The following is a 23,060-nucleotide window of genomic DNA, read 5'->3' on the forward strand; positions in this document are numbered from 1 at the left end:
CACTTATTTTTCCTCAAATTTACTCACCCTTTTTTAAAGTTAGCGGGAGATCGTTTTGCACAATATCTTCATAACTTTCGCGGCGAATAGCTAGTTGATGCTGTCCATCCTCTACAAATACAACTGCAGGTCTTGGCACACGATTATAGTTACTAGCCATCGAATAACCATACGCACCTGTACAGAAGATGGCTAACACATCACCTGAAGCAGCATCTTGTAGTTTAGCATCAATAATTAATTTATCGCCAGATTCACATAATTTACCAGCAACTGTATAGAGTTCATCTTTCGGCTCGTTCGCCTTACTTGCGATGACTGCCTCATACTTAGCGTCGTATAATGCGGGACGGATATTATCGCTCATACCTCCATCGACAGCAATATATTTTCGCACATCTGGCACAATTTTTTGTGAACCGATTGTATAAAGAGATGTTCCTGCATCACCTACAAGTGATCGACCTGGTTCAATCCAAATTTCCGGCATCTTCAGTCCAAGAACAGTTGCTTTATTTTTGACAACTGTAATCATATCCTCTACATATACTTGTGGTTCAAGCGGTGCATCTTCTTCAGTATAACGAATACCAAAGCCCCCACCTAAGTTTAACACAGTACATGTAAATCCGTGAGTCTTGTTCCAATCAGAAATTTTGTCAATCAATTTTTCTCCAGCCAATCCAAAACCGGCAGTGTCAAAAATTTGTGAGCCAATATGGCAATGTAAACCAAGTAGCTCTAGGAATTCATGGTTAAATGTTTGTTGGAATGCTTCATCCGCTTGACCATTGTTTAAGTCAAAGCCGAATTTTGAATCTGCTTGACCTGTCGTGATGAAATCATGCGTATGTGCTTCAACACCTGGTGTAACACGTAATAATATACGCATTTTTTGCTGACGGCGCTCCGAAATATCTTTTAAAAGCTGTATTTCATAGAAATTATCTACAACAATACATCCAATCTTGGAGTCAAAAGCTAGCTCTAATTCAGCAATGCTTTTATTGTTACCATGAAAATGAATGCGCTCTGCAGGGAAACCTGCCTTTAAGGCAGTAAATAATTCTCCACCAGATACAACATCCAATGATAAATTTTCTTCTGCTGCTAATTGATACACCGCTACACATGCAAATGCTTTTGAAGCATAAGCTACTTCTGCTTTTACACCTAGTTTTTTAAACGTATCGATAAAGCTGCGCGCACGCTTACGAATAAGTGCAGTATCATACACGAAAAGTGGTGTACCATACTCTTTTGCTAGCTCTAATGTGTCTACCTGTCCAATTGTTAAATGACCATCTTCAGAAATCGCTTGTGTTCCATATAAATGCATGTGCATCTCTCCCTTTTCACATCGTTCCATCTTGTTATTTTTACGGTTTGAAAGTGGAAGGGTTCTTTACTATATTAGAACCATTCCATCAAAAAATTATTTCCTTCACATATAAAAAAACAAATGTATAGTACTTGCTTTTTCTTGAATGAAAATAATTTTTGCAAAAATCACAAAATACTATATGTGAACTTTATCACATGAAAAAAACGAGTGCAACGGCTCCTATGATCTTTTTCGCTGTTTGGAAGCGACTACATAAGGTCTGAGTGCATCCGATGTCATTGGGAAGCGAATAATGACGCGAAGCATTGCTGTTGGAAAGAATGGAACAAGCGGCCATAAATAAGGTGCCTGCATTGGTCGCAATGAACATAAATACGTAAACAATAAAAATAAACCAATAAATAACCCATTGACACCCCAGAGACCCGTCATCAGAAGTAGCAGTAACCTAAAAATTTTAATGGAGATACTAAGCTCATAGGATGGAATAATGAAAATAAGAATGGCGGCCACCGCTGTATAGAGGACCACCTCTGAAGAGAATAATCCAACATCAATCGCAATTTGACCAATGATTACCCCCGCAACCAATCCCATCGCTGTGGACAATGGTGACGGAGTATGAATGGCGGCCATCCTCAAAAATTCTATTCCAATATCTGCAATCAAAATTTGTAGTAATAAAGGTACATGCGATTTCTCCTCCGTACCTAAAAAGGAGAGGGCATCTGGAAGTAGGGATTCATTCGTTGCAAATACATACCACAATGGCAATAAAAGTAAACCCATTACAGAGCCAAAATATCGCATAAAACGTACAAACGTCCCTACTGTGGGTGCCTGACGATATTCCTCTGCATGCTGCAATAAATGAAACACTGTAACAGGTACTAAAATAACGGATGGAGAGGTATCGACTAATATAGCTATATGCCCTTCAAGTAGATGAGCTGCAGCAATATCAGGTCTCTCCGTATAACGTACAAATGGAACTGGGTGGAACTTTTGTTTAAAGAGCCATTCTTCTAATGATTTATCGGCCATCGTCAAGCCATCATGATTTATTTGTCCAAGACGCTGTCGTAAACTTTCGAGCATATCTTCATTGGCAACATCCTTCATAAACGCGATCGCCACGTCGGTTTGACCGATTTTGGATATTTTATGTAGCTCGAAACGTAGATTACTATTACGAATTCGCCTACGTATTAAGGCTGTGTTTTGAGAAATCCCTTCTGTAAAGCCATCCCTTGATCCACGGATAACTTTTTCATTATCTGGCTCTTCTGGAGAGCGTCCTGGATAGTTTCTAAGCTCTGCAACATAGCAATAGCCACTTTTAGTAATAAAGGTGACTTGTCCACTTAAAATGGCTAGTAAATAGGCTTTACGCTCTGTTTCTTCTGAACGTCCATGGAAATTAAAGTAAGACTCAAAATATTCCTTCTCATCCTCTACATCAATTTCAATGTCCTCATCTGGAAGCATGCTAGACAGCAACTGTGTTAAAGCTTCTCCATCTACAAGCCCACTAATATATGCACAAAGGACCGGCAAATCTTTGACAAATAAGTGTTTAATACCAACGTCAAACGATTCGCCGTCACCAAATTGTTCGATAAGAAAATCTTCGGCTTCTTCTAAGCTGTTAAATAATTTATTTGTCATGCTGTCACCATTTTCTTAGATGTCTTTTTTTATTACTTCCTGCTCCACTGTTGCACTAGTTGCCATCCAACTTTTCAGCTGGGCAAGGATTTTTTTCTCTAATCGGGAAACCTGTACCTGCGATATACCTAATCTATTTGCAATTTCAGTTTGCGTGCAATCTGAAAAATAGCGAAGATATATGATAGACTGCTCTCTTGGCTCAAGTCTCGTTAGTACTTCTTTTAATGGGATGTAATCAAATGGTTGCTCCGATTTTTCATCCTTCATTTGATCCATTAGTGTAATGGAATCACCCTCACTCTCATACAATTGCTCATGAAGAGAGGCAGGGTCTCTCAATGCATCGGATGCTGTAACAATTTCCTCTGTTGTCACACCAAGCACCTGAGCAAGCTCTTGAATGGTTGGTGGATGTTCGTTCTTTTTAATAAATTCATCTGTAGCATGACGGATTTTAAAATTGAGCTCACGAATAGAGCGGCTCACCTTCACCATACCATCATCCCTTAAAAAGCGCTGAATTTCTCCAATGATCATCGGTACAGCATAGGTTGAAAATTTCACATCATAGGTTAAATCAAATTTATCCACAGATTTCATGAGCCCTATGCAGCCAATCTGGAATAAATCCTCAAGCTCAACACCTCTCGTTGTAAAACGTTGAACAATGGACCACACAAGTCTCGTATTGCCTTCTACCATTCGTTTACGAGCCTCATGATCGCCCTGCTGTGCGCGTGCAATTAAATCACGCATTTCCTCCTGAGACAATAGCTTATCGGACGACTGTTCTAACGGCTTCACGGGTTTAACCTCACATTACCGCTGTGCGAACTGTGTAAAATTTCTTCGTGAATGTTACAGTTGTTCCTTCTTGCCATTTTGATATAACTGTTAGCTGATCTGAAAAGCTATCCATAATCGTGAAGCCCATACCCGAACGCTCCATCATACTTTTTGTTGTAAATAATGGCTCCATCGCTCGACTAACGTCTTCAATTCCTATCCCTTTATCCATGACAGATACTGTCACAATATCATCCTCACGTTTAGCATGAACTGTCACAACACCCTTACCATCTTCTTCATAGCCATGAATAATAGCATTGGAAACTGCTTCTGAGACAACTGTTTTAAATTCTGATAGCTCATCAATAGTTGGATCTAATTGTGCAATAAAGCCTGTAACAGCTACACGCGCTAAAGCTTCATTTTCACTAATTGCCAAAAAAGTTAATGTCATTTCGTTATCCATTTACAATCCCCCTTACGCGATCAATCGCTTGTTCCTCTGTTGCATCCATCATCCACGGTCCTAAACCTGAAAATTGAAATACTTTTCGCATTGTTGGCGATGGATTCAATAATATAGTTCGCCCAGCAACTGCCTCTAACTCACGCATACGACCAAGCACTAATCCAACTCCCGAACTATCCATGAAAGATAGTCCTTCCAAGTTCCAAATGATGGTCGTCACAGTGCCTTGAAAAATTGCTGCAGAAATTTTCGCTCGAATTTGTTCAACGGCATGATGATCGAGCTCCCCAAACAAACGTATAACGACTGTCTCTCTTGTGACCATTTCTAATTGATAATGCATGAACATCGCCTCCTCCTCGTGCAATTCCACATTCAATAGATTGAATCCTTGTGGCTGACAGAACTAGTGCAAAGTCTTCCGAAATAGTGTCTAATCGACATACTTATAGCTTTTTAGGTTATGTGCAGTATGGGATAAATCTACAATTTCTAAACGCTATCGAGCTCTAAATTTTGGCGATTCATCGAACGCACAAAAAAGCGAGAACCCTCATAAGTGAGGGCTCTCGCTAATAATCTTTATGCAATTGTATAAGCTTGCTGAATTTTATTAATTGTCTCTTCGTCAATTGGCTGATTTGAATACAAATAAGCAATCGTATCACCATTATTAACATGATCACCTTTTTTGGCGATTAGCTGAATTCCTGCATCATAATCAAGCTTTGATTCCTTCGTTAAACGTCCAGCGCCTAGACTAACACTTGCTTCTCCAACTAATAAAGCATTAATCGTCTCCACCGTGCCCTCTGAAACCGCTGTCACTGCTACTTTATGAGCTGTGTCATTTTGAACAATATCAGAGACTACTCCTCCTTGCGCCACAATAAACTCCTCGAATTTTGCAGCTGCAGAGCCATCTGCTAGCACTCGCTTAACAGCAGCTGTCGCTTCCGATTCATTCACACCTGCCGCAATTTGGTACATCAAGGAAGAGATGACAACACATTCTTCAACCAAATCTTCATGCGTTTCTGCCATACGTCCACTTAATAGGGCATAAGCCTCCACTACCTCAAGCTTATTACCAATCATTTTCCCTAAAGGATTATCCATATCACTGATGTGTGCGATGACTTTACGGCCAAGTTTTTCTCCAATAGCCGTCATTGTATCTGCTAAACGCTGTGCTTCTTCCTGCGTCTTCATAAACGCACCTGAGCCACATTTTACATCGAGGACTATACCATCGGCACCACTTGCAATTTTTTTACTCATAATCGACGCTGCGATTAATGGAATAGAATCGACAGTACCTGTCACATCACGTAATGCATATAATTTTTTGTCGGCTGGTACTAGATTACCTGTTTGTCCAGCAACGGCAATTTTATGCTGATTGACATTATCAATGAACTCCTGTGATGAAAGCTCTGTTTTAAAGCCCTGAATGGATTCAAGTTTATCAATTGTCCCCCCAGTAATCCCTAAGCCTTTACCACTAAATTTCGCAACAGGAATTCCTAGAGCAGCAATAATTGGCGTAACAACAAGTGTAACCTTGTCACCAACCCCTCCAGTTGAGTGTTTATCAATTTTAAAGCCTTCAATAGATGTTAAATCAATGACATCGCCTGATTCGATCATTGCCTTTGTTAAATAAAATGTCTCATCATCAGACATGCCTAGTAAACGTATCGCCATTAATAAAGAACTTGCTTGATAATCTGGGATAGAGCCTGTCGTATAGCCTTCAACAAAATACTGAATTTCAGCTTGAGAAAGCTCTAATCCTTGTTTTTTCTTTTCAAACAATTGAACCATATTCATACAAAAAACCCCCTTATTTCAAATCATGTAAGAAACTTTTACCGAATGGCGGTGCTTCTACATGAAAGTTTTCTGCAACTGTTGCTGCAATATCTGCAAAGGTTTCACGAAGCGCAAGTTCCGCACCACCTTTAAAACGTGGTGAATAGACAATTAGTGGTACATATTCGCGTGTATGATCTGTCCCTGGGAAGGTTGGATCATTGCCGTGATCTGCTGTAATAATTAATAGATCGTCTTCTGACATTGCCTCTAGAATTTCTGGTAGACGTGCATCAAATTCTTGTAATGCCTGTCCATAGCCTAGAGGATCACGTCGATGGCCGAAATTGGCATCAAAGTCGACTAAATTTAAGAAGCTTAGACCACGGAAGTCACGACGTACAACTTCTGCAAATTGATCCATACCATCCATATTATTTTTTGTACGTACAGCATCTGTTACACCTTCACCATTGAAAATATCTGAGATTTTTCCAATTGCAATCACATCTAATCCCGCGTCCTTCAAAACATTCATTGTTGTACGACCAAATGGCTTTAACGCATAATCATGACGATTGGATGTACGAGTAAAGTTTCCAGGCGTACCCACAAATGGTCGTGCGATGACGCGACCTACTAAATATTCAGGCTGTAATGTTAATTCACGAGCAATTTCGCAAATTTTATATAACTCTTCTAGTGGAATGATTTCTTCATGAGCAGCAATTTGTAAAACAGGATCGGCTGATGTATAGACAATAATCGCACCTGTTTCCATATGCTCCTTCCCAAAATCTTCAATTACTTGTGTACCACTTGCTGGCTGATTGCATAGCACTTTCCGACCTGTACGTTTCTCTAGCTCATCAATTAGCTCTGCTGGAAACCCATCTGGATACACTTTAAATGGTTTATCAATATTTAACCCCATGATTTCCCAATGGCCAGTCATCGTATCTTTACCAACTGATGCTTCTTGCATTTTACCGTAGTATGCTTTAGGGTCAGTAGTTGCATGCATTCCATGCAATGGTTCAATATTCGCTAAACCAAATGACTCCATTACTGGCATTGTAAGCCCATTCATTTTTTCAGCGATATGTCCTAGTGTATGTGCGCCAACATCCCCAAATTTAGCAGCGTCTGGCGCTTCACCAATACCTACGGAATCCATGACAACAACATGGATTTTGTTAAAAGGTTTATTCATAATGGTTGCCTCCTAATCTCATGACTCTATTTTACCAAAAAAATGCGAAAAATAAAGGTCAGACATCCGACTGAAACATAATTTTTTCCTATTATCTTTTAAGCACGTGGATGGAATTGCTTATAGACCTCAGATAATCTTGTTTTGCTAATATGTGTATAAATCTGGGTAGTAGAAATATCTGCATGACCAAGCATCTCCTGCACCGCTCGTAAATCGGCTCCATTTTCAACCAAATGAGTGGCAAAGGAATGACGCAATGTATGTGGTGTTAATTCATGTTGGATGCCTGCCTTTAACGCATGCTCCTTCATTAATTTCCAACAACCCTGCCTTGTTAAACGTTTCCCTCTTTGATTAATAAAAAACGCATCTGTTTTGGGGTACTTTCCCTGTAATTGACTACGAGCACCATTTAAATAGGCATTTATTGCCGAAAGTGCGCTTTTGCCGAGTGGAATGATTCGCTCCTTGCCACCCTTCCCAAATACACGTACAAAGCCCATGGTTAAATGAATATCAGCTAAATCCAGTGCAATAAGTTCACTGATGCGCATACCAGACCCATATAGTAACTCCAGCATGGCAAGATCACGTATACCTTGTGGCTTACTTTTATTTGGAGCTGTTAGTAAAGCTTCAATCTCTTGGATAGATAAAATATTAGGCAACTTTTGCTCAATTGTCGGCATCTCCAAATGGACTGTCGGATCAGTTTCTGCGCGCTTTTCTCGTAGTAAAAATTGGTGGAAACTTCGAATCGATGAAATATGACGGGCAATGGTACGACTTGTCTTTCCCTGTGCCCGCAATTGCTCTAAATGGCGTAATATAGTTGTCCGTTCTACCACACTAAAATCAGACATACCTTCTGCTTCCTTTAAAAAATGTACATAGCTTTCTAAATCTCGGCGATAGGATGCTAATGTATTAACAGATAACTGCCTTTCCACCTGAATAAAATGGATATAGTCCTCTACTGCATATTGAAATTCATTCATCACAACGCCCCCTCACTGTCAATTATTCTCTATTTTAGCATGGCCTTAAGAAATGTGCTAAAGGACCCTCCATTCGACATAAACCACCAACCCTAATGGTGTCTATACTTCAATAAAAAAAACAAAAAACTGCCCGATTCAATCTATACCAAAGATTAAAACAGACAGTTTTTCGTTATTTTTCTTCATTCGATTCGTCGTTTTTATCATGACAGCGCCAGCATATGCCGTGGAAAGTTAGTCGGTGATCTTTTATGATAAAGTTCCAACGTTTTTCAACAACGGCTTCCACATCTTCAAGTAAATCTTCTTGAATTTCATCAACAGCACCACATTCGATACAAACAAGATGATGGTGGAAATGGGCAGCTCCCTCTTGGCGTAAATCATAGCGCGATACGCCATCGCCAAAGTTGATTTTGTCGACAATTTTGAGCTCAGTTAATAATTCTAACGTTCTATAAACAGTAGCTAGACCAATCTCAGGTGCTTTTTCTTTTACTAAAAGATAAACATCTTCAGCACTTAGGTGGTCCTCTTCGTGCTCAAGCAAAACAGCAACTGTCGCTTCTCGCTGCGGCGTCAGCTTGTAACTAGCACTATGCAACTGTTTTTTTATACGATCAATTCGGCTCTCCATGTGACGCCCCCCTAAACTCTTTCCATTATACCAAAGGAGTAAATCCTATTACAAGATAGTGAATAGATTTCTAACATGCTTCTACTTTTTTATCTGATCACAATTTTGGTCTATTCAATCCATCATTTTAACACATAAGAAATAACAATAAACTCAGCAACTATTATGATGAAAAATGCGATAAAATTCAACAAAATTGTCCGACCAGATACTTGTTTCCCGATTTTTCGCTTTGACCAAGCGGGTACAAGTAAATTGCATAGGACTAGCAACAATATACAATAGATGAGCTGAAATGGAAACCACCAAATCGTATAAAGCCAAAAAGCTTCAAGTTTTTGTAATAAAAAAACCGAACTAAAGCCAAAAAAAGTGGCACGCATGGCTACAGTCACACGCACTAACACCTTTAAGACGCTATGTGTTGCTAGTAATAATATAAGACCTATGGAAATAGCAACAGGCAGTACTAAACGAAAAATGGATTGCCTGTCCCCATCTGCTAAACGAGGCTCTATAAATAATATAAAGGGTTCCGCTTTCGGTCCACCAATAATATGAAAGAAAATAACGCCACAAACAAAACTTACTGCAATGATGGAAGCGTGATAAAAAATAGACACCGTACGAGACATAAACATGCTCCTTTTCTATCAAGGTTTGTACAGCTTATGCTCGTCCGTCTCTATTATGCTAAAAGATTATTTTCTAAATTTGCAGCTAGCCATAGCACTGCGAATGCTGTTTTAGCATCATATATACGCTGGTCAGCCACCATTACTTGTGCTTCTTCCAACGAAACTTCTAATAGTTCGACAAATTCATCCTCATCTAAATCTGCTTTATTGTCTATTGTATATAATCCCCTCGCCACAAACAAATGAAGAACTTCATCCGCAAAGCCTGGTGATGTTGCAAATGTTTGTAAAAAAGTAAGTTGATGCGCGCCATAACCTGTTTCTTCCTCTAATTCTCGACGTGCTGTCATCACTGGCTCCTCACCTGGCTCTAGCTTTCCAGCGGGAATTTCAATAATAGAACGCTCCAGCGCTTTGCGGTATTGTTCTACTAACACTAGTTTACCCTCGTCCGTAACAGCAATCACCGCTACGGCACCTGGATGCTTAATGATTTCACGTTTTGCAACCTGTCCATTTGGTAAAGTGACATCATCAATTTGTAGTTTTATTATTCTTCCGTCATAGATCGGTGTCGTTTTCGTTGTTTTTTCCTCAAACTTTTTCATTGACGATAACCTCGCTTGTTCTTCAGATATGTTCATTGTACCATTACAAGTAGAGAAATCGAAGGAGGTCATTCGTATGAAAAAAAGACAGCTTGGTACAAGTGAATTGTTTATTTCAGAGATTAGTTTAGGAGGCATGTCTCTTTCGACAGATAAAACACAAGCAGCTGCCATTGTCGATATGGCATTAGATGCTGGCATTAACTATATAGATACAGCTGATTTATATGATTATGGTGCAAATGAAGAGATTATTGGCGCAACGTTAGGTAAGCGTCGTCATGATGTCATCCTAGCAACAAAGGTAGGTAATCGGTGGGCAGAAGGGGTAGATGGCTGGCATTGGGACGCATCACCATCCTATATAAAAGAAGCTGTCCATGCTAGCTTACGACGTTTAGGAACAGACTACATTGATGTATATCAATTACACGGTGGCACAATCGAAGATGATTGGGAAGAGATAATTGACACATTTGAAGGACTGAAAAAAGAAGGGCTCATTCGTGAATATGGTATATCCTCCATTCGTCCTAATGTATTGCAGCGATTTTTACCTGCAAGCTCCGCTAGAAGCGTCATGATGCAATACAGTGCCCTCGATCGCCGCCCTGAAGAATGGTTTAACTTTATTGCGAAACAGGGTGCTTCTGTTGTAACACGTGGCACAGTGGCAAAGGGCTTATTAACAAATAGCTGGCAACAACGTCTACAACATGTTAATGGTTTTAACACCTATACTGCTGAGGAGTTAACAACAACGTTAACAGACTTAGCTTTACACTATAATAACTTGCATGCTTTGGCTATCGCTTTTAATCTAAAAGAGCCGACAATCGCTTCTACGGTCATTGGCGCAAGCTCTCAACAACAACTAGCACAAACGCTTGCTTCCTACGAGAAAATTAATTCAATAACAGATTTCAAGGTAGCTAATGAGCTAACAAAAAATGAGTACTATCAAGAACATCGATGAAAAAATGGCTAATTTTACTCATTTGTCTAGTTGTACTAGTAATCTCCTCTAGTATGACCTATGAGCAACAGAGTATACTACCAGAATTAGAAGATTTGCTCGCCAATAAACCTTTTGAAAAACAACTATCTATTTTAAAAATTCCCTATTGGGGAACCATCGTTTCAGTGGAAGAGCGAGGTTATTTTCCATTTGTAGAGTTTTTAATTCGTAAATTGACACACTTCATGGGATTTGGATGCATCGCACTTGGCCTTTACTTCGCTTGGGGAAAAAGACGTTTTGCAGCAAGTATTGCTATCGGTGGAACGGCTACAATCGCAGTGCTTGATGAATTTCGTCAAAGCTTTACGCCAGGTCGTACAATGAGTGCTCAAGATGTGCTTGTCGATACAGCTGGAGCCATTGTTTTTGTTAGTCTCGTTGTTGCACTAAGAAAAATACTCAAAAATAAAAGACAAAAGGCTCAATTATAGCCTTTTGTCTTTTATTTTAAAGGTGGAACCGCCAAAAATAGAGGGACTTCGTTTCTTTAAACAAGACAGCCCCTGCTTTTTCCAAAACTCGATGGGAAGCCATATTTTCTTTTTCCGTGTCAGCGATAACGTATTTTGCATTTGGCTGATGGAGTAACCAGTCTTTAAGAGCTATGATTGATTCTGTCATATAGCCCTGCCCCATATAAGGAGGCAAAGTATAATACCCGATCACAACTTCCCCTTGCTCATTTGGCGTACCTTTTAGCATTATGCCACCAACAGCACAATTTTTTTCTTTTAATACAAGTAACCAATTCGTATGCCATAGATAATTTGGCTCATCTTCTAGTACTTTGCAAAGTCTAAAATACAGGGCTTGTTTAAGCTCGCAATCTAAACTCCCTACACCTTTACTTAATGACAACTCCGCCGCCATTTGCTCCTCATGCTCTATTAGTAAATTAAGATACTTAGCGTTTAAAGGAATTAATCTTATTCTTTCTGTTTGTAATTCTACCATGTTGGTCTCCTAACATAATTTAATTGATACTAAACTACAATTAGGTATATGTTATTGGCAGCGTCTCCCGTTCGTTTAAATTCAAAGACCTCTCCCTCTATATCGACCACAGCCATATAAATTTTATGCTGTAAAATACAAAACAGTGAACCCACTTATGTGAATTCACTGTTCTCTCTTAATATTTAGTACCTTTATCGCCGTATTCGTTTAAAAGTTCTTCAAACGATTTGTTTTTTTCTCGTTGTTTACGTTCAAAAGCTAGTTTTGCCTGACGCTCTTCTTCTGCCGCCTGCTCTTTAGCAGTTAAATCTTGCTTCGCTGCTTTTAATTTTGCTAGCACATCGCCACCTAGCTGATCTGCTAATGTAACGGCCTCTTGCTTAGGTAGACTAGCTGTTACGCTATTGTCAGTATGCTGTTGCTGTTTTCGTTTCTTTCCCATTTCTATTCACCTTCTTATTGACATCAAGGGCGCTTCACAACTGTTGCTACGCCTTGTCCACCACCGATACATAATGTGGCTAAGCCCGTTTTCACATCACGCTTTTCCATCTCATGTAATAGCGTTACCAAAATCCGAGCACCACTTGCACCGATTGGGTGACCAAGAGCAATAGCACCCCCGTTAACATTTAGTTTATCATGATTAAAGCTTAATTCACGATCTACAGCAATTGATTGTGCTGCAAATGCTTCATTTGCTTCAATTAAATCGATATCGTTTAAAGTAATCTCAGCCTTTGTCAGCGCTTTTTGTACTGCTTTTACAGGACCTGTCCCCATAATTGCAGGATCTACACCAGCACTAGCATTCGCTGTAATGATCGCCATTGGTTGAATGCCTAGCTCTTGTGCTTTTTCCTTTGACATCACCACTACCGCTGCCGCACCATCATTTATACCAGACGCGTTCGCTGCTGTGACAGAGCCATCCTTTTTAAATGCTGGTCGTAGCTTACCTAATGATTCCGCTGTCACACCTGCTCGTGGAAATTCATCTTTATTGAAAAGCAGTGGCTCTCCCTTGCGCTGTAGAATCTCAACAGCAACGATTTCATTTTCAAACTTGCCCGCTGCAATCGCTGCCTCTGCACGTTGCTGAGAACGAGCTGCAAAAGCATCCTGCTCTTCTCGAGAGATTTGATACATATCACATAAATTTTCAGCTGTAATGCCCATATGATAATCGTTAAAAGCACACCATAGGCCATCCTGAATCATTGTATCTACTACCTTTTGGTCGCCCATTCGGAAGCCTTCTCGTGCATTTTTTAAGACGTATGGAGCCTGGCTCATATTTTCAAATCCACCTGCAACAACAATCTCTGCATCTCCCGCTAAAATCGCCTGTGTTGCTAAATGAACAGCCTTTAAACCTGATCCACATACTTTATTAATTGTTAAAGCTGATACCTCTTGAGGTAACCCCGCTTTAATTGCCGCTTGACGCGCTGGATTTTGTCCAAGTCCAGCCGATAAAACATTCCCCATAATGACCTCATCGACCTGTTCTCCTGCTACGCCAGCACGCACTAATGCCTCTTTAATGACAATGCTACCTAACGTTGTCGCTGGTACGTCTTTTAATGTCCCCTGAAATGAGCCGATTGCTGTACGCACCGCACTCACGATTACTACCTCGTTTGTCATAATCATTCTCCCCTTTTCCCCGTTCAAGAATCAACACTGCATGCATATGCTACTAGCAGATATGTATATTTTAACAAATATTATGACGATTTTCGATAATAGAAATAATCGCAGTTTTGCCAAAGATATTGTAAAATGTTGACGTGTTTTAAACAATCTTAGTTGGGAACATTACAAATAAGAAACAGCATGTGGAGGTGTTTTATGATGAAAAAGAAGATGCTTTTATTCTCTGGTATTACAACAACGCTAGCCGCCGCTGCAACAGGTCTGTTCGGCTTCGCGCTTTCCAATAAATTAATGTATATCCAACAAAAAGACCCTGAATTTATACGGGAACGAGAAACGACCGCAAAGCGCTTTGATGAGGCTTGGTACAATAAAAACTTGAAATGTGAACTGAATATTGATTCTCCAAATGGCTATACAATTCGAGGCATTATGTTTCAGCCATTGCAAACAAATAACACGATCATCATTTGCCACGGTGTTACCGAAAATAAAATAAATTCCGTGAAATATGCTCGCCTTTTTGAAAGACTTGGCTATAATTCTGTTATATTTGACCACCGTCGCCATGGTGAATCTGGAGGCAAGACAACAAGCTATGGCTACTATGAGAAAAACGATCTTGATGCCGTGGTGAAAACAGTAAAAGCCATGATTGGAGAGGATGCTATACTTGGCATTCACGGTGAATCGATGGGTGCTGCAACCATGCTCCTCTATGCAGGAACAGTCGAGGATGGCGCTGATTTTTATATCTCAGATTGTGCGTTCTCCGACTTTTCTATGTTACTCAAACAAATTGCGAAAACTGAATTTAAATATGGCTCCATTATTCCTATTCGTTTTGCTGACTTTTTTGTTCGCCTCAGAGATGGTTACTCATTTAAAAGTGTAACACCTGCCGAAGCCGTCACACATATTGAAAAACCTGTGCTCTTTATCCATAGTATTCCCGATACGTTTATTCCAGCTTCCATGTCACTCGATCTCTACAATAAAAAAACCGGTCCAAAAAAATTAAAACTTTTTGATACGGGGGCACATGCACAATCCTTTAATGAAAATATGGATGAATATGAGGATTTAATTCATGATTTTTTAGACAATTTTATTTATCAAAAAATCAATCGGGATTCTTCTTCTTCCAATGTCATTCCATTCCATTTTTAGGGCAATGAAAAACCTTGCGTCATTTTACTCGCAAGGTTTTTATTTTATTTAATCTTCAAAAATAATATGCCATTCATCACGTTTCGCTAAAAACTCTTTCGCTAATGCTTGGGCCCCTTCTAAACTATGGCTAGCAGCCCAGCCACATTGCACTTCATTGCAGGCAGGCACTGCGGTTGCCTTTGTCACATCTGTAAATGTGTTCTCTAAAATAGCTAATAAATCCTCATAATCATTATGATTGATCAAGGACACATAGAAGCCTGTTTGACAACCCATTGGACTGAAATCAACAATATGATCAGAGTAATTACGGATAATGTCAGCAGATAAATGCTCTAAAGAATGTAATGCAGGCATTTCCATATGCTCCTTATTTGGCTGTTTAAAACGAATATCGTATTTATATACTTCATCGCCATTTTTGCCCGTTTTCACACCGGCTAAACGAACATAAGGTGCCTTCACTTTTGTATGATCTAGATCAAAACTTTCTACATTTGTTTTTTCTTTTTGCAATATACACAACTCCCTTCCGTATAGTAACTCCATTATACATAGTTTCCCGATAGAGTTGTATGATTTTTAAGAATTATTTAAATACTATTAAAAATAAAAAAACAACTAGTTAAGCTTGAACTAGTTGCTCGGAACATTCCAAATTACTTCTGGAATTTATTCATTTGCGCCATCATTTGACGTACTTGCTTTTCAGACGGCGTACGACCCATTTGCGCCATCATCATACGAATCATTTGCTCATTAATAGGTGGGTTTTCTTTCAAATATTTCATCATAGCTTGACGAGCGAAATAGAAACCAAGTGCTGCGCCCGCTGCTAATGCGATAATTACGATAATAATCCAGCCCCATGTAGGCATACAACCAACCTCCTCCACTACAATATACCGAGAAAAAACTCTCCACGCTCCATTATACACCAAATAATAGCGTGTTACTATATATTGTAGTGAATTTTCCTAGTGCATTGTATACTTCATCGGCTTTAACCACCCACACTCATTATCCTGTTTATTAAAAGCAATAAAACGTTCACTCATTTTAGCAAGCATTTGAAATAAATCTAAATCTAGCATTCGCGAACCTTCACAGTAAACACAAATTTTACGATCTACTAAATAAATAGCCATTTTACCTTTGATCGGATGTTCTAAAAACAAAGCATTACGAGCTCTTTCTAGGTGTGCATATTTGGAATCAAGTTGATGCTCTAACATGGCTGCAATCTCCTCAAAACGAACGGATTCACATATATATGCAAGCTCTTTTAAGGATTTCTCATTGGCATCTTCACAACCTTGCATCATCTCTAACAACTTACGCTCTCTGCCAAAAATAAACGTTAAATGCTCTTCTTTTATCTTATATATCGAATAGGTTCTCACCAGAAATCCTCCTTCGCTCAGTTTCTTTTTCATAAGTATAGCTCATTCAATCTTGTTTATTTGTCAAACGAAGGAGGGATCTCTCTTCTATTTTTGTCGAAAAAATTCTAGTTTCGGGTCTATAAATGACTTTATGGCAAATGGTATTTTCAACCAAAAATAATTAATATTTTTCCAAAAACAAGAAAAAGTCTTATTAAACACAGCTAAAAACCTTCTATTTTGGCTGCTTAGATGGATCTCAGCCTCAAGACCTAGTTCAAAATCAATTTCGAGTCCGTTTTAGACAATCTTGTAAATAGGTAACATAAAGGTACAAACGAAAGGAGCTAAAACAAATGAAAAAATTTCTTTTATTAACTGGAGGCGTCATTGCAGCATGTGTTGCACTAGCGTTAATTGGACCACTGGCGGGGTTATTATTCTCTGGATTATTTGTAGCACTGGGCATGCACTTCTACATTGCTAGTAAGTCATCTTTCGGTAAAATTTTCTGGTTTACAGTTGGTTTAATCGGTGTCCTATCAGCAGTGTCTAACATTCCAGCAATGGTAGGACTTGCTGCCATCGCCATTATCTATGTTATCTATAAAAAATGGAATGGCGAAGATGTAAAAATCCCTACAATTGAAGGAAAAAAAGAAGAAGATCCGTTTACAAACTTTGAAAAAGAATGGTCAAATTTAACAAAATAAAAGGAGCGATTTTAAATGAACTTATTTCAACGTTTTAGATATACAGTAGAGGCAGACTTACACCAATTATTTGATAAGAAGGAACAAAAAAATCCGATTGCGATGTTAAATCAATACATTCGTGAAGCAGAAAAGCAAACAGAACAAACAGGCAAATTATTAGAGCGACAAGGGCAATTAAAAGAAAAGCTAGAACAAGAATACAAAGAAAACGCAGATTTACTAGCGAAACGTGAATCTCAATTAGCATTAGCAAAATCTAGCGGAGAGCAGGACTTAATTGATTTCGCTACGGATGAAGTAACAGCTTATTCAGCTCGTAACCTTACATTACAAGCTAGCATTGAAGCAAGTACTCGTGAATACTTCGAGCTCGAGCGTAAATTTGAAACAATGAAGCATAAAATTAAAGATATGAAAGTACGTCAATTACAGCTGATGGGGAAAGAAAATGTAACTCGCGCCCATCATCAAATGGATGGAATGATCGCCAAAAATAATAAAACAAACTTTGAAGATTTAGAAGCATATATCGATAAATTAGCTTATCAAATCGATAAAGACCATGAGCTTACAACTTTTGAGGCAAGACTGGCAGAATTAGAAAAAAAAGCAGTAGAAGAAAGCTCACCACTGCTAATTGAAAATAAATAACATGGTATAATGAAAGCAATGCGCCAACATTAAAAGGCGCATTCTTTCACGTTTAAGAATAGAGGGTCCCATTCCCTCTCTTATACTATTAGTAGAAGGAAGGGTGACCCTCATGCAAAATTTCACAACAAATAAGCTCACATTTTGGGTTCTTTGCTTCTTTTTACTCGTCTTTGTGGAGCTAACTATATTTAATAATGGTGGTGCCTTCTGTTTATTGATTGGGGCTGTACTTCTTTATTTGAGTTTTTCCAAAAAAGTTCGATTTTTTAAATGGACAGGAATTTTCTTTATTGCCATTGCTTTGTTCACGATGTGGAGCTTACGTTTATTTATTGTCATCATGCTCTTATATATGCTCTATCAATACTTGCAAAGAGAAAACGAGCCAAAAGTAGTTGGCGCAGAGCTTTTTGAAAAGCTTCCTGCGATTAAAAATGACTTAATTGGTACAATGCCAGCGCCTATAGAAGCTTATAAATGGCAAGATGTACAAATTCAGCGCCTCGCTGGAGATATTACCATCGATACAACGCAAACGATTTTACCAGCTGGCACTAGTCTTATTACAATTCGACAAGGTATTGGTAAAGTTCAAATTTATATTCCTTATGAAATTCCATTCCGTTTACAGTATACGACGTTATTTGGTGAGCTCTCCTGCTTACATGTAGGGCCGCAACGTATAGTAAATGAAAGTATTACTTTCTCAGACGGCAACCCTGAGGATGCTAAACGTGTACTAATTATTCATGTCGCAACCTGGCTTGGAGATTTGGAGGTGCTACGAAAATGATAGCCTTTATCTCAAGATTATTTACATTACTTTTTATTTTAATGAGTGCTGTTTTCGGTCTTCTTGTTGCACTATGGGGAAATCCTGATGAAAAAACATGGGAGCCCTTATGGCAGCAGAATTACGATAATATCCCTCTAGGTGGCATCATCATAGTTAGCCTGTTTATACTTAGCTTCCTGTTTGCCAGCTGGATCAGTATGACTGCAAGGGCACGAGAAGCGCAGGCAACACGAATAGTGAAACAACTGATCGAGCCTGATTTTGTTTTTCCTAAAAAACAAGCTCTTCCGAAATCGTTAAAAAAGGCACTTGTCCAAACGAGTGAATTAATTGATACGCAACGTAAAAGTTTACAGCGTTTGTCCAATGAACGGGCTGAGGCCAATGATAAAATTATTCAGGAGCGTATTATTGCTGAACGCCAACGACTAGCTAGAGAACTCCATGATTCTGTGTCACAGCAACTATTTGCTGCCTCTATGTTACTATCTGCATTAACTGAAAATGACGAACATGCTACTAGCTTAAAACAGGTGGAGAAAATCGTTCAGCAGGCTCAGCTAGAAATGCGTGCATTACTGCTACACTTACGGCCTGTAGCTTTACACAATAAAACATTGGCACAAGGCTTAGAGGAATTGATTATTGAACTTCAGCAAAAAGTTTATTTCCATATAGAATATGAATTAGAAGAAATGGCCTTAACTAAAGCAGAGGAAGATCATTTATTTCGTATTGCACAGGAGGCACTCTCCAATACGCTGCGTCATGCCAAAGCAAGTGAGGTGGAATTACTTCTTGTGGCACGAGACGACTTAGCTATTTTACGAATTCAAGATAATGGTTTAGGCTTTGATGTGGAGGAAGATAAATCCACATCATACGGTTTACAAAATATAGCTGAACGAGCAGTTGAAATTGGCTGCACCTATAAAATTGTATCAGTGCCTGGTGAAGGAACAATTGTAGAGGTTAAAATTCCTTTACAAAAAGAGGAGGTCAATGTCGATGATACAAGTGCTCATAGTGGATGATCATGAAATGGTACGGATTGGTGTGTCAGCCTATCTTTCAGCACAGCCAGATATTACGGTTGTAGGTGAGGCTGAGAACGGTAAAGAAGCTGTGGAACGTGCCCTAGCGCTAAGGCCTGATATTATTTTAATGGATAATGTGATGCCTGTTATGACAGGAGCAGAGGCAACAGTGGAAATATTAGCAGCATGGCCTGAGGCAAAAATCATGATGGTGACTAGTTTTTTAGATGATGATAAAGTATATCCTGCCTTAGAGGCTGGCGCGGTAAGCTATATTTTAAAAACATCTAATGCCAAACAAATTGCAGATGCTATTCGAAAAACGATGGGTGGCGAAACGGTATTAGAGCCAGAGGTCACTTCCAAAATGATGCACCGCATGCGCCACGGCAATAGTACGCCACTATACGAACAATTGACTGAACGTGAAATGGAAGTATTATTGCTAATGGCCCAGGGTAAAGCCAATCAGGAAATCGCTGATGAGCTATATATTGCCTTGAAAACGGTAAAAACACATGTTAGTAATATTTTAGCAAAGCTAGAAGTTCAAGATCGTACTCAAGCCGTCGTCTACGCCTTCCAAAACGGACTTGCTAAATAATCCTACATAAAAAAACTGCATGCTGACATGCAGTTTTTCGTGTTTTTAGAGGTATTTTAGGAGATCATTTACATGGTCCACAATATATATAGGCTCTTCATTTTTTAATTCTTCTAGCGACCCAAAACCATATGTCACACCGATGGCATCGATTTGATTTTCACGAGCGCCGATTAAATCATATTTTCGATCCCCAATCATAATAAATTGCTCTTTTGGATAGGAATCAAGTTGTTGAAGTACCTCTGCAATAATCTCACCTTTGGCAGAACGTGAACCATCTAAGTGACTTCCTACGACTAGATCGAAATAGGACTCTAGCTGAAAATACTTTATGATTTGTTCCGCAAAGACAGTTGGTTTTGAGGTGGCAATAGTTAGTATATATCCTTGTTGCTTTAAATGAGCTAACAAAGCTGGAATATCTTCATATAATTTATTTTCAAACATTCCCCTTTCCGTAAATCGTTCTCGGTAATCTCTAATTGCTTGCGTTATTTGTGTATCATTGAATCCATAAATTTCTTGAAAAGATACTTGTAATGGTGGTCCAATGAATGGTTCCAGTTCATCCAAATCATTCACCATGACGCCCGCCTTCTGTAAAGCATGTTGCACTGATTTAGTGATTCCTATTTTGGGATCAGATAATGTTCCATCTAGGTCAAATAACACAACTTTATAGTTCTTCATTCGCTCACCCTTTTTATGGAGTTTTCACATACTGTGTTTGCCGCTAAAAAAAGTACCACAACACTCAGTTGATGTTTAAATCGCTGAGTATTGTGGTATTTGTTGTAAATTATAGTGCTTTCACTTTTGCTACTACGTTTTCAACAGTGAAGCCGTATTTTTCCATTACTAATTCACCCGGAGCAGATGCACCGAACTTATCAATTGCTAGAACATCGCCTTCAAAGCCAGTATATTTATGCCAGCCGAATGATGCCCCCATTTCAATTGCAAGACGTTTTGTAACAGCTTTTGGTAGAACAGATTCTTTGTAAGCTGCGTCTTGTTTTTCGAAGCGATCCATAGATGGCATAGAAACAACTGCTACATCTATACCATCTGCTTTTAATGCTTTTTGTGCTTCGACAGCAAGCGAAACCTCAGAGCCTGTTGCAATTAAAATAGCATCTGCCACTTCTTTTGTAGCTGGAGACACTGTGTAAGCACCCTTTGCTACGCCCTCACGTACTGTTTCAATAGAAGCGTCAAGAACAGGTAAGTTTTGACGAGATAATACAAGAACAGTTGGTGTTTTTTCTGCTGCTACTGCAAGCTCCCACGCAACTGCTGATTCATTTGCATCCGCAGGGCGAATAACAGATAGGTTTGGCATTGCACGTAATGATGCAAGGTGTTCGATTGGTTCATGTGTTGGACCATCTTCCCCTACTGCAATCGAATCATGTGTGAATACGTATGTTACAGGAAGACCCATTAATGCAGATAGACGAATTGCAGGACGAACGTAATCAGAGAATACGAAGAATGTACCACCGAATACATTTAAACCACCGTGAAGAGCCATTCCGTTCATAGCAGCACCCATTGCAAATTCACGAACACCGAACCAGATGTTACGTCCAGCATAGTCGTCTGCTGAGAAATCTCCTGCACCCTTCATCGTTGTTTTATTGGAGCCAGCAAGGTCAGCTGAACCACCAAAGAATGAAGGTGTTTTCTTCGCAATAGCATTAATTGCATCGCCTGAAGAAGAACGAGTTGCTACAGATTTACCAGCTTCATATACAGGTAACTCAGAAGCAAAGTCTTCTGGTAATTCACCATTCATCGCTTTCTCGAATTGAGCTGCTAACGCTGGGAATTCTTCTTTGTATGCAGCAAATTTTGCATTCCAAGCTTCCTCTGGTTGTGCGCCTTGCACTTCAGCAGCCGCATTAAATGTATCGTAAACTTCTGCAGGAATTTGGAATGGTTCATGTGCCCACTCATAGGCAGCCTTCGTTAAGACAACTTCATCTGTACCAAGTGGTGCACCGTGAGAATCTGCTTTACCAGATTTATTTGGAGAACCAAAACCAATCACTGTTTTCACTTCAATTAATGTTGGCTTGCCAGTAGATTTTTTGGCTTCTTCAATGGCTGCATTAATAGCATCTACATCTGTACCATCTGCCACTTTTAAATAATTCCAACCATAAGATTCAAAGCGTTTTTGAACGTTTTCTGAAAATGACTTTTCTAAGTCACCATCTAAAGAAATATCATTAGAATCGTAAAGTACGATTAATTTTTCAAGTTTTAAGTGACCAGCTAATGAAATCGCCTCTGCTGCTACACCTTCCATTAAGTCCCCATCGCCACATAACGCAAATGTGTAGTGGTCAACAATGTCATGACCTGGTTTATTGTAAGTAGCGGCTAAATGGCGCTCAGCCATTGCCATACCAACAGTCATAGCGATTCCTTGTCCAAGAGGACCAGTTGTTGCCTCTACCCCTACTGTATGACCGTATTCAGGATGTCCTGGTGTTAATGAATCCCATTGGCGGAAGTTTTGAATTTCTTCCATTGGTAAACCATAGCCTCCAAGGTGAAGTAAGCTGTATAAAAGCATTGAGCCATGACCTGCTGATAGTACAAAACGATCACGGTTAAACCATTTTGGATTTGCTGGATTATGGCGTAATTGTTTTGTCCAAAGCGTATAAGCCATTGGCGCTGCTCCCATTGGTAAACCTGGGTGACCAGAATTTGCTTTTTCAATAGCATCGATTGACAAAGTTCGGATAGCATTAATAGCTAAAAGATCCGCGTGTTGAGTCATTATATTGTGACATCCTTTCTCGTCCTATATATTGTTCTTTTACAGTTTAGTCAACATTGCTTTAGAAAACAA

The 23,060-nt window shown here is 39.2% G+C and carries 27 protein-coding genes; 8 read left to right on the forward strand and 19 right to left on the reverse strand.

Going from position 1 to position 23,060, the window contains the following annotated elements; translation table 11 throughout:
* Window positions 1-19 precede the first annotated feature (19 nt).
* The 11 genes from lysA to ACMGGO_RS16595 form a co-directional block, all read right to left on the reverse strand.
* Window positions 20-1,339 (reverse strand): diaminopimelate decarboxylase, encoded by a 1,320-nt coding sequence (gene lysA, locus ACMGGO_RS16545; RefSeq protein ID WP_103117641.1) that lies wholly within the window; start codon window positions 1,337-1,339, stop codon window positions 20-22.
* A gap of 225 nt (window positions 1,340-1,564) precedes the next feature.
* Window positions 1,565-3,013 (reverse strand): spore germination protein, encoded by a 1,449-nt coding sequence (locus ACMGGO_RS16550; RefSeq protein WP_374805586.1) that lies wholly within the window; start codon window positions 3,011-3,013, stop codon window positions 1,565-1,567.
* A gap of 15 nt (window positions 3,014-3,028) precedes the next feature.
* Entirely contained in the window at window positions 3,029-3,820 is a 792-nt protein-coding gene (gene sigF / locus ACMGGO_RS16555) for an RNA polymerase sporulation sigma factor SigF (RefSeq protein WP_009370709.1), read from the reverse strand.
* A 10-nt stretch (window positions 3,821-3,830) separates the two neighbouring features.
* Window positions 3,831-4,271 carry an anti-sigma F factor gene (gene spoIIAB / locus ACMGGO_RS16560; RefSeq protein WP_048391296.1) on the reverse strand — a complete coding sequence of 147 codons (441 nt, stop codon included), beginning with the start codon at window positions 4,269-4,271 and terminating at the stop codon, window positions 3,831-3,833.
* A complete protein-coding gene (spoIIAA, locus tag ACMGGO_RS16565; RefSeq protein WP_004232181.1) occupies window positions 4,264-4,617 on the reverse strand; it encodes an anti-sigma F factor antagonist in 354 nt (117 codons plus the stop codon). The genes spoIIAB and spoIIAA overlap by 8 nt, the downstream gene beginning before the upstream one ends.
* A gap of 239 nt (window positions 4,618-4,856) precedes the next feature.
* Window positions 4,857-6,107: a thymidine phosphorylase gene (locus ACMGGO_RS16570; RefSeq protein WP_054550603.1), complete on the reverse strand. Its 1,251-nt coding sequence runs from the start codon at window positions 6,105-6,107 to the stop codon at window positions 4,857-4,859.
* A gap of 13 nt (window positions 6,108-6,120) precedes the next feature.
* Window positions 6,121-7,302: a phosphopentomutase gene (gene deoB, locus ACMGGO_RS16575; protein WP_066036601.1), complete on the reverse strand. Its 1,182-nt coding sequence runs from the start codon at window positions 7,300-7,302 to the stop codon at window positions 6,121-6,123.
* 98 nt (window positions 7,303-7,400) lie between these two features.
* On the reverse strand, window positions 7,401-8,303 hold the full coding sequence (gene xerD / locus ACMGGO_RS16580) for a site-specific tyrosine recombinase XerD (RefSeq protein ID WP_054550601.1): 903 nt from the start codon (window positions 8,301-8,303) through the stop codon (window positions 7,401-7,403).
* A 175-nt stretch (window positions 8,304-8,478) separates the two neighbouring features.
* Window positions 8,479-8,943: a Fur family transcriptional regulator gene (locus tag ACMGGO_RS16585; protein ID WP_004232171.1), complete on the reverse strand. Its 465-nt coding sequence runs from the start codon at window positions 8,941-8,943 to the stop codon at window positions 8,479-8,481.
* Between the two features lie 122 nt (window positions 8,944-9,065).
* Window positions 9,066-9,578 (reverse strand): hypothetical protein, encoded by a 513-nt coding sequence (locus ACMGGO_RS16590; protein ID WP_004232169.1) that lies wholly within the window; start codon window positions 9,576-9,578, stop codon window positions 9,066-9,068.
* A gap of 53 nt (window positions 9,579-9,631) precedes the next feature.
* The gene (locus ACMGGO_RS16595) at window positions 9,632-10,189 is read right to left on the reverse strand and encodes an NUDIX domain-containing protein (protein WP_048391304.1); all 558 of its coding nucleotides are present in this window, start codon (window positions 10,187-10,189) and stop codon (window positions 9,632-9,634) included.
* A 76-nt stretch (window positions 10,190-10,265) separates the two neighbouring features.
* On the opposite strand from ACMGGO_RS16595, the gene ACMGGO_RS16600 reads away from it, so the two are divergent.
* Together ACMGGO_RS16600 and ACMGGO_RS16605 are read left to right on the forward strand one after the other, a co-directional pair.
* The gene (locus tag ACMGGO_RS16600; protein ID WP_420282072.1) at window positions 10,266-11,165 is read left to right on the forward strand and encodes an aldo/keto reductase; all 900 of its coding nucleotides are present in this window, start codon (window positions 10,266-10,268) and stop codon (window positions 11,163-11,165) included.
* The gene (locus tag ACMGGO_RS16605; RefSeq protein ID WP_066036598.1) at window positions 11,162-11,641 is read left to right on the forward strand and encodes a VanZ family protein; all 480 of its coding nucleotides are present in this window, start codon (window positions 11,162-11,164) and stop codon (window positions 11,639-11,641) included. The genes ACMGGO_RS16600 and ACMGGO_RS16605 overlap by 4 nt, the downstream gene beginning before the upstream one ends.
* Window positions 11,642-11,657: 16 nt before the next feature.
* Here ACMGGO_RS16605 and ACMGGO_RS16610 read toward each other — a convergent pair whose 3' ends face one another.
* From ACMGGO_RS16610 to ACMGGO_RS16620, 3 genes are all read right to left on the reverse strand, one after another.
* Entirely contained in the window at window positions 11,658-12,164 is a 507-nt protein-coding gene (locus ACMGGO_RS16610; protein WP_048391312.1) for a GNAT family N-acetyltransferase, read from the reverse strand.
* Window positions 12,165-12,342: 178 nt separating this feature from the next.
* Window positions 12,343-12,609: a YqkE family protein gene (locus tag ACMGGO_RS16615; protein ID WP_036080173.1), complete on the reverse strand. Its 267-nt coding sequence runs from the start codon at window positions 12,607-12,609 to the stop codon at window positions 12,343-12,345.
* A gap of 23 nt (window positions 12,610-12,632) precedes the next feature.
* Window positions 12,633-13,817, reverse strand: coding sequence for an acetyl-CoA C-acetyltransferase (locus ACMGGO_RS16620; RefSeq protein ID WP_374805585.1), 1,185 nt, complete (start codon window positions 13,815-13,817; stop codon window positions 12,633-12,635).
* 207 nt (window positions 13,818-14,024) lie between these two features.
* On the opposite strand from ACMGGO_RS16620, the gene ACMGGO_RS16625 reads away from it, so the two are divergent.
* Window positions 14,025-14,996 (forward strand): alpha/beta hydrolase, encoded by a 972-nt coding sequence (locus ACMGGO_RS16625; RefSeq protein ID WP_036080551.1) that lies wholly within the window; start codon window positions 14,025-14,027, stop codon window positions 14,994-14,996.
* Window positions 14,997-15,044: 48 nt separating this feature from the next.
* Here ACMGGO_RS16625 and ACMGGO_RS16630 read toward each other — a convergent pair whose 3' ends face one another.
* The 3 genes from ACMGGO_RS16630 to sirA form a co-directional block, all read right to left on the reverse strand.
* Complete coding sequence (locus ACMGGO_RS16630) at window positions 15,045-15,548, reverse strand: S-ribosylhomocysteine lyase (RefSeq protein WP_048391314.1); 504 nt, start codon at window positions 15,546-15,548, stop codon at window positions 15,045-15,047.
* Window positions 15,549-15,658: 110 nt separating this feature from the next.
* A complete protein-coding gene (locus ACMGGO_RS16635) occupies window positions 15,659-15,877 on the reverse strand; it encodes a YneF family protein (RefSeq protein WP_004232154.1) in 219 nt (72 codons plus the stop codon).
* Between the two features lie 99 nt (window positions 15,878-15,976).
* Window positions 15,977-16,402: a sporulation inhibitor of replication protein SirA gene (gene sirA / locus ACMGGO_RS16640; protein ID WP_004232148.1), complete on the reverse strand. Its 426-nt coding sequence runs from the start codon at window positions 16,400-16,402 to the stop codon at window positions 15,977-15,979.
* Window positions 16,403-16,740: 338 nt separating this feature from the next.
* On the opposite strand from sirA, the gene ACMGGO_RS16645 reads away from it, so the two are divergent.
* The 5 genes from ACMGGO_RS16645 (at window position 16,741) to ACMGGO_RS16665 (ending at window position 20,191) form a co-directional block, all read left to right on the forward strand.
* Window positions 16,741-17,097 carry a hypothetical protein gene (locus ACMGGO_RS16645; protein ID WP_048391315.1) on the forward strand — a complete coding sequence of 119 codons (357 nt, stop codon included), beginning with the start codon at window positions 16,741-16,743 and terminating at the stop codon, window positions 17,095-17,097.
* A 15-nt stretch (window positions 17,098-17,112) separates the two neighbouring features.
* Window positions 17,113-17,751, forward strand: a complete 639-nt coding sequence (locus ACMGGO_RS16650; RefSeq protein ID WP_009370701.1) for a PspA/IM30 family protein — start codon at window positions 17,113-17,115, stop codon at window positions 17,749-17,751.
* Between the two features lie 112 nt (window positions 17,752-17,863).
* Window positions 17,864-18,547 (forward strand): cell wall-active antibiotics response protein LiaF, encoded by a 684-nt coding sequence (liaF, locus tag ACMGGO_RS16655; protein WP_066036595.1) that lies wholly within the window; start codon window positions 17,864-17,866, stop codon window positions 18,545-18,547.
* Window positions 18,544-19,584 (forward strand): sensor histidine kinase, encoded by a 1,041-nt coding sequence (locus ACMGGO_RS16660; RefSeq protein ID WP_103117635.1) that lies wholly within the window; start codon window positions 18,544-18,546, stop codon window positions 19,582-19,584. Before liaF ends, ACMGGO_RS16660 begins: the two co-directional genes overlap by 4 nt.
* Complete coding sequence (locus ACMGGO_RS16665; protein ID WP_009370700.1) at window positions 19,559-20,191, forward strand: response regulator; 633 nt, start codon at window positions 19,559-19,561, stop codon at window positions 20,189-20,191. The genes ACMGGO_RS16660 and ACMGGO_RS16665 overlap by 26 nt, the downstream gene beginning before the upstream one ends.
* 45 nt (window positions 20,192-20,236) lie before the next feature.
* Here the strand turns inward: ACMGGO_RS16665 and ACMGGO_RS16670 are convergent, their stop codons facing one another.
* On the reverse strand, window positions 20,237-20,884 hold the full coding sequence (locus tag ACMGGO_RS16670) for an HAD family hydrolase (RefSeq protein ID WP_374805858.1): 648 nt from the start codon (window positions 20,882-20,884) through the stop codon (window positions 20,237-20,239).
* Between the two features lie 109 nt (window positions 20,885-20,993).
* Window positions 20,994-22,988 (reverse strand): transketolase, encoded by a 1,995-nt coding sequence (gene tkt, locus ACMGGO_RS16675; RefSeq protein ID WP_103117634.1) that lies wholly within the window; start codon window positions 22,986-22,988, stop codon window positions 20,994-20,996.
* Window positions 22,989-23,060 lie beyond the last annotated feature (72 nt).

This window comes from Lysinibacillus sp. BNK-21 (assembly GCF_048684915.1).
GTDB lineage: Bacteria > Bacillota > Bacilli > Bacillales_A > Planococcaceae > Lysinibacillus > Lysinibacillus capsici.